Genomic DNA, 14,001 nt, shown 5'->3' on the forward strand with positions numbered 1-14,001 from the left:
TTCCTCACCATTGAGTACGGAGCTGATGGCTGGCCCACCATGCGGTTCAGCGTCTCATGCACCGCCGCGGATCACCACTGTGTCCGCTCGGCGATGCGGGCCAGGTATCCCTCAAGGTTACGCCTCGCCTCGGTCACCGAGTCGCCGCCGGTCTTGTCCAGGAGAAGATCGACCAGGACCAGGGCCGTCATGGCCTGAGCGATGACGGCACCGGGGACGACGGCGCACACGTCAGAGCGCTGGTGCAGCCCGGTGGCGGCCTCGCCCGTGGCCAGGTCGACGGTGCGCAGGGCCCTCGGCACCGTCGAGATCGGTTTGAACGCGGCGCGCACCCGCACCTCGGAGCCGTTCGAGATTCCGCCCTCGATGCCGCCGGCGCGGTTGGTGGCCCGCGCGAGCTCGCCGGAGGCGACCGAGACGATCTCGTCGTGCGCGGCCGAGCCGCGCCGGGACGCCTCAGCGAAGCCGTCACCGATCTCGACGCCCTTGACGGCCTGAATGCCCATGAGCGCGGAGGCCAGCCGGGCGTCGAGCCGGCGATCGGCGGAGACGTGGGTGCCCATTCCCACCGGGACACCGGTCGCGATGACCTCGACGACGCCGCCGAGCGTGTCTCCGTCCTTCTTCGCGGCATCGATCTCGGCAACCATGGCTGCGCTGGTGGCAGGATCGATGCAGCGCACGGGGTCTGCGTCCAGACTCCCGGTGTCCCGGGCCGTCGGCGGAGGAACGTCGTCGGGCAGGGCGACGGATCCGATGCGTACGACGTGGCTGACCAGCCTGATGCCGGCGACCTGAGCCAGGACGGCCTCGGCCAGCGCCCCGAGCGCCACTCGGGCGGCCGTCTCACGGGCTGAGGCCCTCTCCAGGACCGGACGGGCCTCATCCAGGTCGTACTTGAGCATCCCGGGCAGGTCGGCGTGCCCTGGCCGCGGGCGGGTCAGAGGGCGGTTGCGGGCTATTTCGCGCTCGTCACCGGTGCCGGCGTCGACGAGGAGGTCACGGGGGTCCACGGGGTCGGCACTCATGACCGTGGACCACTTGGGCCACTCGGAGTTGCCGATCTGCAGGACGACGGGGCTGCCGATGGTGCTGCCGTGGCGGATGCCACCCAGAATCCTCAGCTCATCGCGCTCGAAGGCCTGGCGGGCCCCGCGGCCGTGCCCCAGGCGCCGGCGGGCAAGAGCGGCCTTGATGTCCTCACTGGTGACTCGCACGCCGGCGGGTACGCCCTCCATCACCGCGGTCAGAGCCTCGCCGTGGGACTCCCCGGCCGTCATCCATCGAAGCATGAGACAGATACTCTCACACGTCGATGCCGCCTCCGACGTCCCCCGTCCCGGATCGTGGCCGTGGCGGAGGTCAGTCCGCGGTAGGGGCTGACGGCGCCGTCAGGGCCGCCAGGAGCGCGGTGCGCATGAGACCGATATCGGGTCGCTGCCCGGTCATGAGCTGGACCTGGGGCACGGCCTGGTGCAGGAGCATGAGCCATCCCGGAGCGAGGGCTCCCCCGGCGTCTGCCCAGGCACCGGCGACGGCGGTGGGCCAGGGAGCGTAGACGACGTCGAGCATGACGGCCCCTGGTCGGGTGCCGTCGGCCCGGTCCAGGGCCCGTCTCAGCGGGTCCGCCAGCGGGTCCGCCGCATGTGCGGGCAGGGTGGAGATGACCACGTCGGCAGCGGCCATCCGCTGTGCCACCTCGGTACTGGAGGCCGGGTCGGCCGGTTTCCAGGTCAAGGCCTCGATATCCAGTCCCATGCGGTGAGCGGCCCCGAGTGCCCGACCTGGACCGGCGTGGCGGCGTGCCGCGACGGTGATTCTGCCGGCGCCGATCTCACCGAGTGCCGCCAAGGCGGAGCAAGCGGTCGCACCCGAGCCGAGGATGACGGCGCTGCTGACACGGCCAGCACCGTGAACAGGGCTCTCGGCACTGCGCGCGGCGGTCTTTCTCAGTGCGTCGACGATGCCGGCGACGTCGGTGTTGAAGCCTGCCAGAAGGGCCCCTCCGGTGCCGCTGCGCTGAGCGATCACCGTGTTGACCGCGCCCACGGTCTGGGCCAGGGGATCGACAACGTCCAGGTGCGCTAGAAGCACCTGCTTGTGAGGCATGGTCACGCTCAGCCCGGCCCAGGCGGGCCCGGCCCCCACCGGGGCGGCCAGCTCGTCGAGCAGCCCTGGCAGTGCCTCGGAGTCCGTCTCACGCCGCTCGTAGGACCAGTCGTCCAGCCCGAGCCCGGCATAGGCCGCCCGATGCAGCGCAGGGGACAGCGAATGGCTCACCGGCTGGCCGATGACGGCGGCGCGGTGGCGGACCACCGCGCCGGCCTCCTCAACCATTCTTCTTGCCCTCGTTGCCCTCACAGACATCCTTGTTCTTGGAGCAGTAGTCGGTGAGCTTCTTGGTGTTGGCCTCCTGCTCCTCCTTGGTGGAGGCGAACAGGGTCTCACCAGTCTTCAGGTCGATGGTCACGAAGTAGAGCCAGCTTCCAGCCGGCGGATTGAGCACGGCCTTGATGGCGCCCTCACCGGGGCTGCCGATGGGACCGGGCGGAAGCCCCTGGTGAGCGTAGGTGTTGTAGGCGTTGTTGGCGTCCGCGAGCTCGGCGGAGGTGGGGATGCCACCGGAGCGCCCCAGGCCGTAGAGCACCGTCGAGTCCATCTGAAGCTTGCCCTGGGTCTCACCGTCGACCTGCTCGAGCCGGTTCTCGATGACGCGAGCCACCTGTCCGTAGTACTGGTCCTTGGCGACCTCGCGCTCGACGATGGAGGCCTTGGTCAGAACCGTCTGGTAGTTCTCCTTGGGAACCTTGAGCTCGTTGAGCTCGGTGACAGTCCGAGACACCATCTGCTTGACCAGGTCCGTGGGGGTCGCGTTCTCGGTGACGTCATAGGTGCCCGGTGCCAACCAGCCCTCGACGTTGCCGCCAGCCTCTGCGGGCAGGCCGATGGACGCTGTATCCGCGTATGCCGCCTCGATCTGCTCATCGGTGAAGTTGCTGACCTGCTTGAGCCGGTCCTTGATGATCTGCTTGGTGTTGCCGGCGGAGACCGTCAGAGTGTGATCGCTCTTGGTCTCGGGGTCGAGCAGCGCCTGAAGCGCGGCGTTGGCCGACATCTTCTTCTTGAGCTTGTAGGTCCCCGGCTGGATGGTGTTGCCCTTGGGATTGTTCTTGACCGCGTTGGTGAAGGCCTTGCCGGAGGCGACGACCCCCTTGCCATGGAGGATGTCGCCGATGTCCAGCCCAGAGGCTCCCTCCGGGATCGTCACCGTAACCTCGCCCTCACCATTGCCGCGGTAGTCCTCGGCGTGGGTGGCCTGAGCGGAGGCGTCGCGCATAATGCCGATGGCCTTGTAGCCCACGATGCCAACGGCCACAAGAGTGGCGACGATGACGATGCTCGTCAACCGGTGCCGACGCCGCTTGCGCTGACGGCGCTCGACCTTCTCCATGCGCCGTTGCTTGCGACTCTTGGGCTTGTCGGTGGCGCTGCCAGCATCTCCATCGCGCTGGATGCCGAGCTCGGCGAAGAAATCGTCGTGGCTCACGCTCTGCCTCTCTTGATCGGGTGGACTCGCTCACCGGCCGGCACCCCGGATGTCCGTTCGGTACTGATGGCCTGTTCAAGGATGACGACCGCGGCCGCTTGGTCGACGATACCGCGAAAGCTCCTTTCCTTCAGGCCGGCCTCGTGCAGATCCCGGTGAGCAGTGACGGTGGTGAGCCGTTCGTCGACCAGCCGGACACACACCTGCGGCGGCAGGATACTCGCCAGGTCTCGGGCCCACCTGCGGGCATCCCTGGTCGAGCTCGAGCTGCCGCCGCCCATGTGCTTGGGCAGACCGACGATCACCTCGAAGGCACCGTACTCCTCGACGAGGTCAACGGCCTCATCGAGATCAGCACCATAACGGTCCCTCCTGAGAGTTACCACAGGAACCGACATGATCGCGTCCTGATCGCAACGCGCGACACCGATACGTGCCTTTCCGACGTCGAAGGCGAGCCGCACGCCCGGACGGAGTCCCGCCGGAGTCGGGTCTCCCAGTGAATCTGACACGTGATCTGACACAGAATCCCCGGTTCATGCCTGGATCTGGTCGGCGACGGAGCGAAGCGCCTCATCCAGGGCGTCGGGGTTCTGCCCACCGCCCTGAGCCAGGTCATCCTTGCCGCCTCCTCCGCCGCCCAGGACCTGAGTCGCAGTGCGCACCAGCGCGCCGGCACGAATGCCCTTGTCCCGAGCACCGGCGTTGGTGGCGACCACAACGACCGGGCGTGCGTTCACGACTCCGCCGACGGCGATGACGGCGGGATCGGAGTCGCCGAGTCGGCTGCGGGCGTCCAGGGCCACGGAGCGCACGGCGTCCGCCGAGCCGACGGCGCCGAGGTCTGCGGAGACGAGACGGACCTCGCCCACGCGCACGGCGTCGGAGACGATGCCAGCGGTGCGCGCCGCCAGAGCCGCCTGCTCGGCCGCGGCCAGACGCTTCTCGGCGTCCTTCAGACGCGTCATGAGGCCCTCGACGCGCCCAGGGAGGTCCTCGGGACGGCCGCCTACCATGGTGGAGAGCTGGGAGACCAGCGCGTGCTCCTTGGCCTGGTAACCGTAGGCGCCGTCGCCGACGAGGGCGTCGATGCGGCGCACACCCGAGCCGATGGAGGACTCGCCCAGGACCGCGATGCGGCCGATATGCCCGGTGGTGGGCACATGGGTCCCGGCGCACAGCTCCTTGGACCAGTCGCCGCCGATGGAGACGACCCGTACCTCCTTGCCGTACTTCTCCCCGAACAGGGCCATGGCGCCCGCCGCGCGGGCGGCGTCGATGTCCATGATCTCGTCGGTGACGGCCAGGTCCTCGGAGAGCCTGGCGTTGACCCGCTCCTCGATGCCGGCCACCTGGTCACCAGCGAGTGCCGAGCCGTGGCGGAAGTCGAAGCGCATGCGGGAGGGGGAGTTCTCGCTGCCGGCCTGGGTGGCATTGGTCGAGACGATCTCGTGGAGCGCCTTGTGCACCATGTGGGTGGAGGTGTGGGCGCGGGCGATCGCCAGGCGGCGGTCCGTGTCGATCTGGGCGAAGGCCTTCTCGCCCACTGCGATCGTGCCCTCGGTCAAGGTGCCGCGATGGACGTGCAGGCCTTTGACGGGGGCCTGGACGTCGTTGACCTCGACGGTGCCCCCGTCAGCCAGGCGGATGGTGCCCTGGTCGGCGAGCTGGCCGCCCATCTCGGCGTAGAAGGGGGTCCGGTCGAGGATCACCTCGACCTCGGCCGGGGCGGTGACGACGCTCTGCGGGACGCCGTCGAGAAGGACGCCGGCCACGGTGGCCTCGGAGGAGGACTCGGTGTAGCCCAGGAAGGCCGAGCCACCGCCCATCTCCTTCTCCAGCTCGCGGAAGACGCGGATGTCGGAGTGGCCGGTCTTCTTGGCGCGGGCGTCAGCCCGGGCGCGCTCCTTCTGCTCGTTCATGAGGGTGCGGAAGGCGCTCTCGTCGACGTCGACCCCCTGCTCGGCGGCCATCTCCAGGGTGAGGTCGATGGGGAAGCCGTAGGTGTCGTGCAGCTCGAAGGCGCTCTTGCCGGATACCAGAGGGCGCCCGGTACGGTCTACGTCCCTCTTGGCCGTGGCCACTGCGGTGTCCAGGATCGTGGTACCGGCGGCCAGGGTGCGGCGGAAGGCGTCCTCCTCGCCGTAGGCGACCTCGGAGATGGTGCTCCAGCCGGTCTCCAGCTCGGGGTAGGAGGCCTTCATGGCGTCCTTGGAGACGGTCAGCAGCGTTGGCATGGCGGCTTCGTCGACACCGAGCAGACGCATGGAGCGCACCGCACGGCGGATGAGTCGGCGCAGGACGTAGCCGCGCCCGTCGTTGCCGGGGCGCACACCGTCGGAGATGAGCATGAGCGCCGAGCGCACGTGGTCGGCCACGACTCGCATGCGCACGTCGTCGTGGTAGGCGTCCCCGGCCTCGGGGCCTGCGGCACCACGGCCGTAGACCTTGCCGGAGAGCTCCTCGGCGGCCCTGATGACGGGGAAGACCTCGTCGATCTCATACATGTTGGGCTTGTCCTGCATGATGAAGGCCAGGCGCTCCAGGCCGGCACCGGTGTCGATGGCCGTCTGGTCGAGCTTGCCCAGGAGCTCGAAGTCGTGCCCCTTGCCCTCTCCGCGCAGGAACTCGTCGAAGACGAGGTTCCAGATCTCAAGGAAGCGGTCGCCCTGGGTGTCGACGGCGGGCCCGCCGTCGGGCCCGTAGGCGCTGCCGCGATCGTAGTGGATCTCGCAGCAGGATCCGGCCGGGCCGGGCTGACCGGTGGACCAGGAGATGTCCTTGAAGGGAAGCAGCTGGATCCGCTCGGCGGGAACACCGATCTCACGGGTCCAGTAGTCGAAGGAGACCTGGTCCTCCTCCCAGATCGTCATCCACAGGCGCTCGCCGTCCAGGCCGTAGCCGCCCTCCTCGCGACGGCCCGTCAGCAGGCCCCAGGCGTAGGAGATGGCCCCCTCCTTGAAGTAGTCGCCGAAGGAGAAGTTGCCGTTCATCTGGAAGAAGGTGCCATGACGCGTCGTGATGCCGACGTTGTCGATGTCGTTGGTGCGGATGCACTTCTGCACCGAGGCCGCCCGGGGCCAGGGGGCCTTCTCAGTACCCAGGATGTAGGGGATGAAGGGCACCATGCCCGCCACGGTGAACAGGATGGAGGGCTCGGGGGACACCAGGGAGACCGAGGGGCGGATCTCGTGCTCGTTCGCGGCGAAGTAGTCCAGCCAGCGGCTGCGGATCTCGGATGTGCGCATGGGGGTCCTCATCCTGTTCGAGGGGTGCCCGCTCACGTGGCGCTCGGGCCGCGTGCTGGGGCGTGTGGACGGTGTGGTGTGGTTGACCGGCAGGATTCGTATCCAATTGGTGTCCAGGAGGCCGAAGAGACTACGAGCCGGTCTGGTTGCTCCCTGGCGAGCCTACTCCCACGCCGGGGCGCCCCGAACCTCTCATGGGTCCGGGGCGCCCCGGCGTCAGGTTTGCGTGGGCGTCAGCGCGAGTAGTACTCGACGACCATCTGGACGTCACAGGTCACGGGGACCTCGTCGCGCTTGGGGCGGCGCACCAGCGTGGCCGAGAGCTTCTCGAGGTCCACGTTGAGGTAGTCCGGGACGGGCGGCAGCACGTCGCGGTGGGCGCCGGCGGCGGCGACCTGGAAGGGCACCATCACCTGGGAGCGGGGACGGACCTGGATGGTCTGGCCGGGCTTGACGCGGTAGGAGGGGCGGTCCACGACCTTGCCGTCGACGAGGATGTGGCGGTGGACCACGTCCTGGCGGGCCTGGGCGATGGTACGGGCGATCCCTGAGCGCAGGACAAGGGCGTCCAGGCGCATCTCGAGCAGCTCGACGAGGGTCTCACCGGTCAGCCCCTGGCCACGACGGGCCTCTTCGAAGACGCGCTGGAGCTGGGCCTCGCGAATGCCGTACTGGGCGCGCAGACGCTGCTTCTCCTTGAGACGGACGGCGTAGTCGGACTCGGTGCGACGGCGGGCACGGCCGTGCTCACCAGGACCGTAGGGGCGGCGCTCGAAGTAGCGCACGGCCTTGGGGGTCAGCGGGATGCCGAGGGCGCGAGACAGACGCACCTGGCGGCGGGAGCGCGAAGAGCTCATGTGTTTCATTCCTGTCGGATTGGTGGTCGCACGCCGTGGGCTGGTGCCGACGGCGCGGGGTCAGCCGCGGTTCGGGCCGGGACCCCAGGAGGCCCACATCGTCACCGACGGACGGAACCTGCTGGTGCCGTCCGTCGTCTTCGATGTGAACAACTCGAGAACTCTAGCGCGCTTGTCAGGAAAAACCCATGTCGGAACCACCGGTGTGAGGCGGTCCTCAACGTCGCCCATGACGTTTCGCCAGTTCGAGATGCCGACGCTCCTTCAGCCGCGTGTTGAGCACGACTGCGGCCAGGGAGAGGTTGAACAGAAGGCTGCCGATCTCGGGACTGACGCGCGCGGCGACGGCGGTTCCGGCCGGGACGGCCAGGGCCGCGGCGCCATCGTTGTCATCGTTTCTCGAGGATGCGCCGCACGGCTTCGAGGCGGGAGGCCAGCTGCTTCTCGAAGCCGTTGCCTGTGGGCCGGTAGTACCGGCTGCCCTCGAGCCCCTCGGGCAGGTACTGCTGGCCGACGACGGCGTGCGGGAAGTCGTGCGGGTAACGGTATCCCCTGCCGTGCCCGAGCCCCTCGGCGCCCGCGTAGTGCGCGTCGCGCAGGTGGACGGGCACAGCTGCGGCCTTGCCCGAGCTCACATCCGCCAGCGACTCGTTCAGAGCCACGGTGACCGCGTTGGACTTGGGAGCGGTGGCCACGGCGAGCGCAGCCTGGGCCAGGATGAGCCCGGACTCGGGCATCCCGATCATCGCGACCGCCTGCTGTGCGGCCACGGCGGTGGACAGCACCCCGGGGTCGGCCAGTCCGACGTCCTCCGCTGCGTGGATGACGATGCGACGGGCGATGTAACGGGGGTCCTCCCCCGCCGCGATCATGCGCGCCAGGTAGTGCATGGTGGCGTCGGGGTCTGAGCCGCGCATGGACTTGATGAAGGCGCTGATGACGTCATAGTGCTGGTCCCCGGCGCGGTCGTAACGTACTGCTGCCACGTCGGCGGCCTGCTCGACGTCGGCCACCTCGATCAGGGGCGGGGAACTGAGATCGTCCTCCTGTGCCAGCACCGTGCCCGCGGCAGCCTCCAGCAGGGTGAGGGCCTTGCGCGCGTCAGACCCGGCCATGCGCACGATCTGCTCGCGGGCCTCCTCACTGATCTGGACGGCTCCGGCAAGGCCCCGCTCGTCGCTCAGGGCGCGGTCTACCAGGCGCTCGACGTCGTCTGCCACCAGTGGGTGAAGAGTCAGGAGCAGGGAGCGGGACAAGAGCGGGGAGACGACGCTGAAAGAGGGGTTCTCCGTGGTGGCGGCAATGAGAGTGACCCAGCGGTTCTCCACACTGGGAAGGAGAGCGTCCTGCTGGGAACGGGAGAAGCGGTGGACCTCGTCGATGAAAAGCACCGTCTCCTCCCCCGACGCCAGACGCCGTCGGGCATCGGTGACCACGGCGCGCACGTCCTTGACGCCCGCGGTCACCGCCGACAGCTCCACGAAGCGTCGCCCACTGCCCCGCGCCACCAGGTAGGCGAGCGTCGTCTTCCCCGTACCGGGAGGGCCCCACAGGATGACTGAGGACAGGGACGCTCCGGGCCGCCGAGCCTTAGAGCCTCCTTGCGCAACCGTATCCACCTGCTCCGCGGTCTGTGACGGCTCCACAAGGCGTCGCAGGGGTGATCCGGGCGCCAACAGGTGCGCCTGCCCCTCGAGCTCGTCGAGCGTGCGGGGGCGCATCCGCACGGCCAGCGGTGCGTGGGAGTCCGCGGGGAGTCCGGCCTCATCAGTGCCGGCCGACTCGAACAGATCCATGTACCGACCCTATCCTCCCCGTCCTCCCCCGATCACGGTGACAGAACGGGGCCGACGCCGATGCGGGCCCGGCGAGTGCCGCGGAAAGGGCTGCAGCCGGATCGCTCAGAGCAGACTGATGTCTCCCGCGCCCTCACGAACCACCTCGGGGACGTCATCGGTCAGGTCGACGACGGTGGTCGGCTCGCCCTGTCCCACGGGCCCCTCGATGACGACGTCGATGAGATGACCGAGGGACTCCTCGACCTCCCACCCGTTGGTCTCCGGCTCCTCCTGATCGGGACGGATGAAGGTGGACGACAGGATGGGGGCGCCGAACTCCGCCACGAGGGACTGAGTGATGGCGTGGTCGGGGATGCGCACGCCCAGCGTGTGCTTCTTGGGGTTGAGCGTCATTCGGGGAACATCCTTGGTTCCCTTGAGGATGAAGGTCCACGGTCCCGGGGTGAGGCGCTTGATGAGCCTGAAGGCGTTGTTGCCCACGATGGCCAGGGGGCCCACCTGGGCGAAGTCGGCGCACACGAAGGTGAAGTTGTGCTTGCCGTCGAGCTGGCGGATGGTGCGGATACGGTCCAGGCCCTCCTTATTCCCGGGCGCGCAGGCCAGGGCGTAGCCGGAGTCGGTGGGATAGGCGACCAGGCCGCCGTCGCGCAGCGTGTCGACGACCTTTTCAACCAGACGTGCCTGCGGGTTGACGGGATGGAGCTCGATGTAGCGTGACATGCTTCCACCCTACCCCTGGTGACTGCGCTCACACGGCATTCCGGACCATGCACTGCGTCAGCCACGATAGGGAAGGCATTGGGACTTGTGACGACGCGTCCCGTATCCTCCTCTCCGGTCCAACGGTGGGTTCGTGCCGCACAACCCGGCGCAACGCGCCCGCCCCTCACCCCTGCTGACGGCGGCGTCCGACGACGGCCAGGGCGAAGGCGCAAGCAGCGCCTGCCAGCGCCACGGCCAGGGTGATGAGGAAGATGATCTGGTATCCCTCGTAGGCGTTGTGACGATAAGACTCCACGATCCCGGCGGTCATTGAGTTGCCCCAGATAATAGAGGCGTAGGCGAGGAACGACGCGACCGCCATGGCGGAGCCATTGATCTCCTCAGGCAGATCGAGCTCGGCGATCGGGGCCAGGATGACCGACTTACCCATGAAGACCCCCACTGACATGACGATGAGGAGAATGATCGCCGGCCACATCATCATCTTCGACGACGGCAGCATATACACCGCCGCGGCACTGATCGCGATGACAGTCAGAGCCGCTGTCATCATGGCGGCCGACGACCTGAAGACGTAGTCGGCGACGAATCCCGTCGGGATGCAGATGAGCGCGCCGACGAGGCTGGTGGCGGCAGCCCCGAACAGTCCGGAGACGCCGTCGGAGACGTTGTAGACGAGCTTGAGGTAGGGGGCCGAGGAGTAAATGAGGTTGACGTAGGTCCAGTACAAGCACATGGCCGCCAGCCCGGCCAGCCAGATACGGGGGCGCGCCATCACCTTGAGCAGCCCAATGAGGGCGGCGGTGTTCGCCGAGGTGTTGTCCTGGTGGGCGATCGCGTTCCTCGGTACGAAGTGGAGCAGGCAGGCGATCAGCGGGATGAGCAGCAGGGAATAGCCGACCGCGAAGCCGATGACGATGACCTTCCAGTGCTGAGGAAAGGCCCAGACGCAGCCGACGACGATCGTGGCCAGGATGAACTCCACGCCACGCCTGATCGCCTCGAAGAAGCCCATGATCATGCCCCTGCCTTGGCCGCGATCATCCCGGGAGATGAAGGTGAGGCCATTGACCACCGCCGGCCACCCGATAGCGTCCCAGATCGCCCACGTAAAGGCGATGACAAGCATCATTCTGAATGACAGCCCAGGAGCCAGGTAGATGGTCAGAAGCGTGACAAGCCTCCAGGCGCACCACGTCACCAGGATCGACCGGATGGTGAAGCGATTGTTGATCCAGCCGGCCGGAACGTACATGTACATGGCCAAACCGATGATGCTCATCATGGCGCCGAAACCATCGATTCCGATCCCCAGCACGTCGGAGACCTGCAGCATGAGGGAGCCCTTGAGCGCCTCGAAGGCGGAGTACACGAGCTGACCGGACAGCACGATGCTGAGGAATGCGCCGAGGCGGTCACGGCGAAGAAATACCGGGCGCCGGTGGCCGGCCGGGCCGTCATGCGGCTCAGCATCGGTACGTCGGTCGGGTATCGGGACCGAGATCGTATCGGCGGGCGAGTGGGGGGAGGACTCAGGTGAGGACGCAGTCATGGGACCCGGTCCGTCCTTTCGAAGGATGAGTAAGTCGAGCGAAACGTCAGCGGCGAGGGATCTGGTGGGCGATATCGGAGAAGACACCGGTGGCTCCCCAGTTGAAGAGCTCGTTCGCCCGGCTGAGCGAGTTGACGGTCCAGACGTTGACACCGTATCCCGCTGCCCGAAATGCCTGGACCTTCTCGCGTGTCAGCCCCGAGTCCTCAGGGTGGATGTAGTCGGCTCCCACGATCTCCAGCGTGCTCCTCCAGTCGTCCGAGAGCGTGCGACTCTCGTAGAGGCAGCCCACGGGCACGTGTGGAGCGCGCTGCTTGAACAGGTGGAGCAGGAGGTGGCTGAAGGAGGAGACGATGACCTTCAGCCCTGGGCGCAGTCGCTCGAGCTGAGCGACCACGCCGTCGATGAGCCGCAGCGTCGCCTCCTTACCGCCCTCATTGGGCTTGATCTCGATATTGGCGTTGAGACCGGCCTCGTTCATGAGCTCGATGAGGTCCCGCAGGGCGGGGAGCGGCTCGCCCTCGAACTGGGAGGAGAACCAGCCGCCGGCGTCGATGCCCGCCAGGTCGGCAACAGTCAGGTCGTCATACCGGCCGGTCCGGTTCGTGGTGCGATCCAGAGTCGAGTCGTGGCAGATGATGATCGTTCCGTCAGCGATGATGTCGACATCAGCCTCCACCCAGCCCACCTGGTGGTCCACCGCGCTGCGGAAGGCGGCCATGGTGTTCTCCGGGGCGAGCGAGCTCAGGCCTCGATGCCCGATGATGATGCGCTCGCCGTTGGACAAGAACCTGTCACTCTCTGTAGTCACCGATGACATGGGCCGAATGCTACAGGAGCGGCGGCAGCACCCGGGGATCGTCGAAGCCTGCGAATAGGGCCGAGAACACGGAGGAAAAACATGGTGCTCAAGGGCGCGCCTGCAGAGAGCCGAGTCCTAGTGTGGTGGTTGTCCTGTTCGAGTACGTCTCTGTGGCTGGGATGGGCTCAGAGGTGATGGTGCGTTGTGTGGAGAGGGAGTGATGGTGCTGGGGCGTGCGTTGCTCGTGCGTTGCTGGTGGGTGGCTGATCGGTTCTGGTGGTAGCGGTCCTGGCCGCCTGCCTGGGCCGGGAGAGCAGGAGGAAGAAGAACAACGGCTCAGCGGCATCCTGCGGCGCGGGATCGGGTTCTGCCGGGCGACGGCGACGCCACCACCCTGACGCTGGTGTGGCCCGATACCGGACAGGACACCGTCACTCTCGACCTTGAAACCTCCAAGCGCCTTACCCGCCCCAACACCCCCTCAGCCTCACCGACATTCCCGTCAAAGAGTGAGTGAAGTCACTTTGGGTCAATCTCGGGTCAACCGCAGCGCCTTCTCTCAGCGGCTGCGGTGCAGCGTCCTAGCCGGTTGCCGAACTCGATGATGAATGGGGATGAAACCGCTCCTGGCCAGCGGACTCACCCCATACCTGGCTGCACAACGGGCCGACTGAAGCCTTGACATCAAGTTACTTTGATATAAAATCTCTTGCATGCGAAAGGTCGCAACTCCACCGGAGGCCCCTCTCGGGGACGACTCCGCCGTGGTGCAGATGTTCAAGGCGCTCGCTCACCCCATGAGGGCAAGCATTGTCTACCGCCTCATCAGCTCACCGGCTGACGTCACCGAGTTGGTGACGTTTCTCGGTGTATCTCAGCCTCTGGTTTCTCACCACCTGCGGGTCCTGCGCAAGGCCCACCTGGTCGAGTCGGTCCGTGACGGCAGACGCCAGAGCTACTCCCTCATCGACGACCATGTCGCATCGATCTTCATCGACACCCTCGAGCACACGAAGGAGCATGACCATGACTGCCACCACTGAGCACCGCCCCGCGGAGGCCCACCACCACACTCACGGCCCGAACTGCGGCCACCTCGCCGTCATCCACGGTGACCACGTGGACTACATCCACAACGGCCACGCCCACCACGAGGACAACGGCCACTACGACGAGTGTGACACCTGCTCGTGTGAGCACTGCTCGGACTCCTGCGCCGTCTGCGAGTGCGAGGACTGCACCTGTCCGACCTGCAACCACAACACCTGCTCGTGTGAGCACTGCTCGGACTCCTGTTCCTCGTGCGCCTGTGAGGACTGCTCCTGCCCCACCTGCACGCACGCCGCCTAGTCGATTCAGTCGTAACCCTGTACGCGCACCGCTTGCAGCGTACTGCTGTGGGGGCCTCCTGCCGGAGGAAGATCTTCGGTAGGAGGCCCCCACTGGGGTTCGTGGCGCCGTGATCAGGACGAG

At 67.2% G+C, this 14,001-nt stretch carries 12 protein-coding genes; 2 read left to right on the forward strand and 10 right to left on the reverse strand.

Annotated features, from left to right (window positions below; all coding sequences use genetic code 11):
• Positions 1-71: 71 nt before the first annotated feature.
• From aroC to BQ8008_RS04975, 10 genes are all read right to left on the reverse strand, one after another.
• A complete protein-coding gene (gene aroC / locus BQ8008_RS04930; RefSeq protein ID WP_108833053.1) occupies positions 72-1,292 on the reverse strand; it encodes a chorismate synthase in 1,221 nt (406 codons plus the stop codon).
• Positions 1,293-1,362: 70 nt separating this feature from the next.
• Positions 1,363-2,337, reverse strand: coding sequence for a shikimate dehydrogenase (locus BQ8008_RS04935; protein WP_108833054.1), 975 nt, complete (start codon positions 2,335-2,337; stop codon positions 1,363-1,365).
• Entirely contained in the window at positions 2,330-3,547 is a 1,218-nt protein-coding gene (gene mltG, locus BQ8008_RS04940; RefSeq protein WP_108833055.1) for an endolytic transglycosylase MltG, read from the reverse strand. The genes BQ8008_RS04935 and mltG overlap by 8 nt, the downstream gene beginning before the upstream one ends.
• Positions 3,544-4,011: a Holliday junction resolvase RuvX gene (gene ruvX, locus BQ8008_RS04945; RefSeq protein WP_442778217.1), complete on the reverse strand. Its 468-nt coding sequence runs from the start codon at positions 4,009-4,011 to the stop codon at positions 3,544-3,546. The genes mltG and ruvX overlap by 4 nt, the downstream gene beginning before the upstream one ends.
• Positions 4,012-4,083: 72 nt before the next feature.
• The gene (gene alaS / locus BQ8008_RS04950; protein WP_108833057.1) at positions 4,084-6,795 is read right to left on the reverse strand and encodes an alanine--tRNA ligase; all 2,712 of its coding nucleotides are present in this window, start codon (positions 6,793-6,795) and stop codon (positions 4,084-4,086) included.
• 233 nt (positions 6,796-7,028) lie between these two features.
• Positions 7,029-7,652, reverse strand: coding sequence for a 30S ribosomal protein S4 (rpsD, locus tag BQ8008_RS04955; RefSeq protein ID WP_108833058.1), 624 nt, complete (start codon positions 7,650-7,652; stop codon positions 7,029-7,031).
• Between the two features lie 389 nt (positions 7,653-8,041).
• Positions 8,042-9,448: a replication-associated recombination protein A gene (locus BQ8008_RS04960; protein WP_108833059.1), complete on the reverse strand. Its 1,407-nt coding sequence runs from the start codon at positions 9,446-9,448 to the stop codon at positions 8,042-8,044.
• Positions 9,449-9,553: 105 nt separating this feature from the next.
• Positions 9,554-10,171: an L-threonylcarbamoyladenylate synthase gene (locus BQ8008_RS04965; protein ID WP_108833060.1), complete on the reverse strand. Its 618-nt coding sequence runs from the start codon at positions 10,169-10,171 to the stop codon at positions 9,554-9,556.
• Positions 10,172-10,337: 166 nt separating this feature from the next.
• Positions 10,338-11,726: an MFS transporter gene (locus tag BQ8008_RS04970; RefSeq protein WP_108833061.1), complete on the reverse strand. Its 1,389-nt coding sequence runs from the start codon at positions 11,724-11,726 to the stop codon at positions 10,338-10,340.
• Between the two features lie 46 nt (positions 11,727-11,772).
• Complete coding sequence (locus tag BQ8008_RS04975) at positions 11,773-12,546, reverse strand: glycerophosphoryl diester phosphodiesterase (RefSeq protein ID WP_108833062.1); 774 nt, start codon at positions 12,544-12,546, stop codon at positions 11,773-11,775.
• A 695-nt stretch (positions 12,547-13,241) separates the two neighbouring features.
• On the opposite strand from BQ8008_RS04975, the gene BQ8008_RS04980 reads away from it, so the two are divergent.
• The gene (locus BQ8008_RS04980) at positions 13,242-13,571 is read left to right on the forward strand and encodes an ArsR/SmtB family transcription factor (RefSeq protein WP_108833063.1); all 330 of its coding nucleotides are present in this window, start codon (positions 13,242-13,244) and stop codon (positions 13,569-13,571) included.
• On the forward strand, positions 13,555-13,878 hold the full coding sequence (locus BQ8008_RS04985) for a hypothetical protein (RefSeq protein ID WP_043539125.1): 324 nt from the start codon (positions 13,555-13,557) through the stop codon (positions 13,876-13,878). The genes BQ8008_RS04980 and BQ8008_RS04985 overlap by 17 nt, the downstream gene beginning before the upstream one ends.
• Positions 13,879-14,001 lie beyond the last annotated feature (123 nt).

It is taken from the genome of Actinomyces sp. Marseille-P3109 (genome assembly GCF_900323545.1).
GTDB lineage: Bacteria > Actinomycetota > Actinomycetes > Actinomycetales > Actinomycetaceae > Actinomyces.

Bases quoted from the DNA above. Each gene is read 5' to 3' on its own strand.
- aroC (WP_108833053.1), bottom strand. From the start codon at position 1,292: ATGCTTCGATGGATGACGGCCGGGGAGTCCCACGGCGAGGCTCTGACC.
- BQ8008_RS04935 (WP_108833054.1), bottom strand. From the start codon at position 2,337: ATGGTTGAGGAGGCCGGCGCGGTGGTCCGCCACCGCGCCGCCGTCATC.
- alaS (WP_108833057.1), bottom strand. From the start codon at position 6,795: ATGCGCACATCCGAGATCCGCAGCCGCTGGCTGGACTACTTCGCCGCG.
- rpsD (WP_108833058.1), bottom strand. From the start codon at position 7,652: ATGAGCTCTTCGCGCTCCCGCCGCCAGGTGCGTCTGTCTCGCGCCCTC.
- BQ8008_RS04960 (WP_108833059.1), bottom strand. From the start codon at position 9,448: ATGGATCTGTTCGAGTCGGCCGGCACTGATGAGGCCGGACTCCCCGCG.
- BQ8008_RS04965 (WP_108833060.1), bottom strand. From the start codon at position 10,171: ATGTCACGCTACATCGAGCTCCATCCCGTCAACCCGCAGGCACGTCTG.
- BQ8008_RS04970 (WP_108833061.1), bottom strand. From the start codon at position 11,726: ATGACTGCGTCCTCACCTGAGTCCTCCCCCCACTCGCCCGCCGATACG.
- BQ8008_RS04975 (WP_108833062.1), bottom strand. From the start codon at position 12,546: ATGTCATCGGTGACTACAGAGAGTGACAGGTTCTTGTCCAACGGCGAG.
- BQ8008_RS04980 (WP_108833063.1), top strand. From the start codon at position 13,242: ATGCGAAAGGTCGCAACTCCACCGGAGGCCCCTCTCGGGGACGACTCC.
- BQ8008_RS04985 (WP_043539125.1), top strand. From the start codon at position 13,555: ATGACTGCCACCACTGAGCACCGCCCCGCGGAGGCCCACCACCACACT.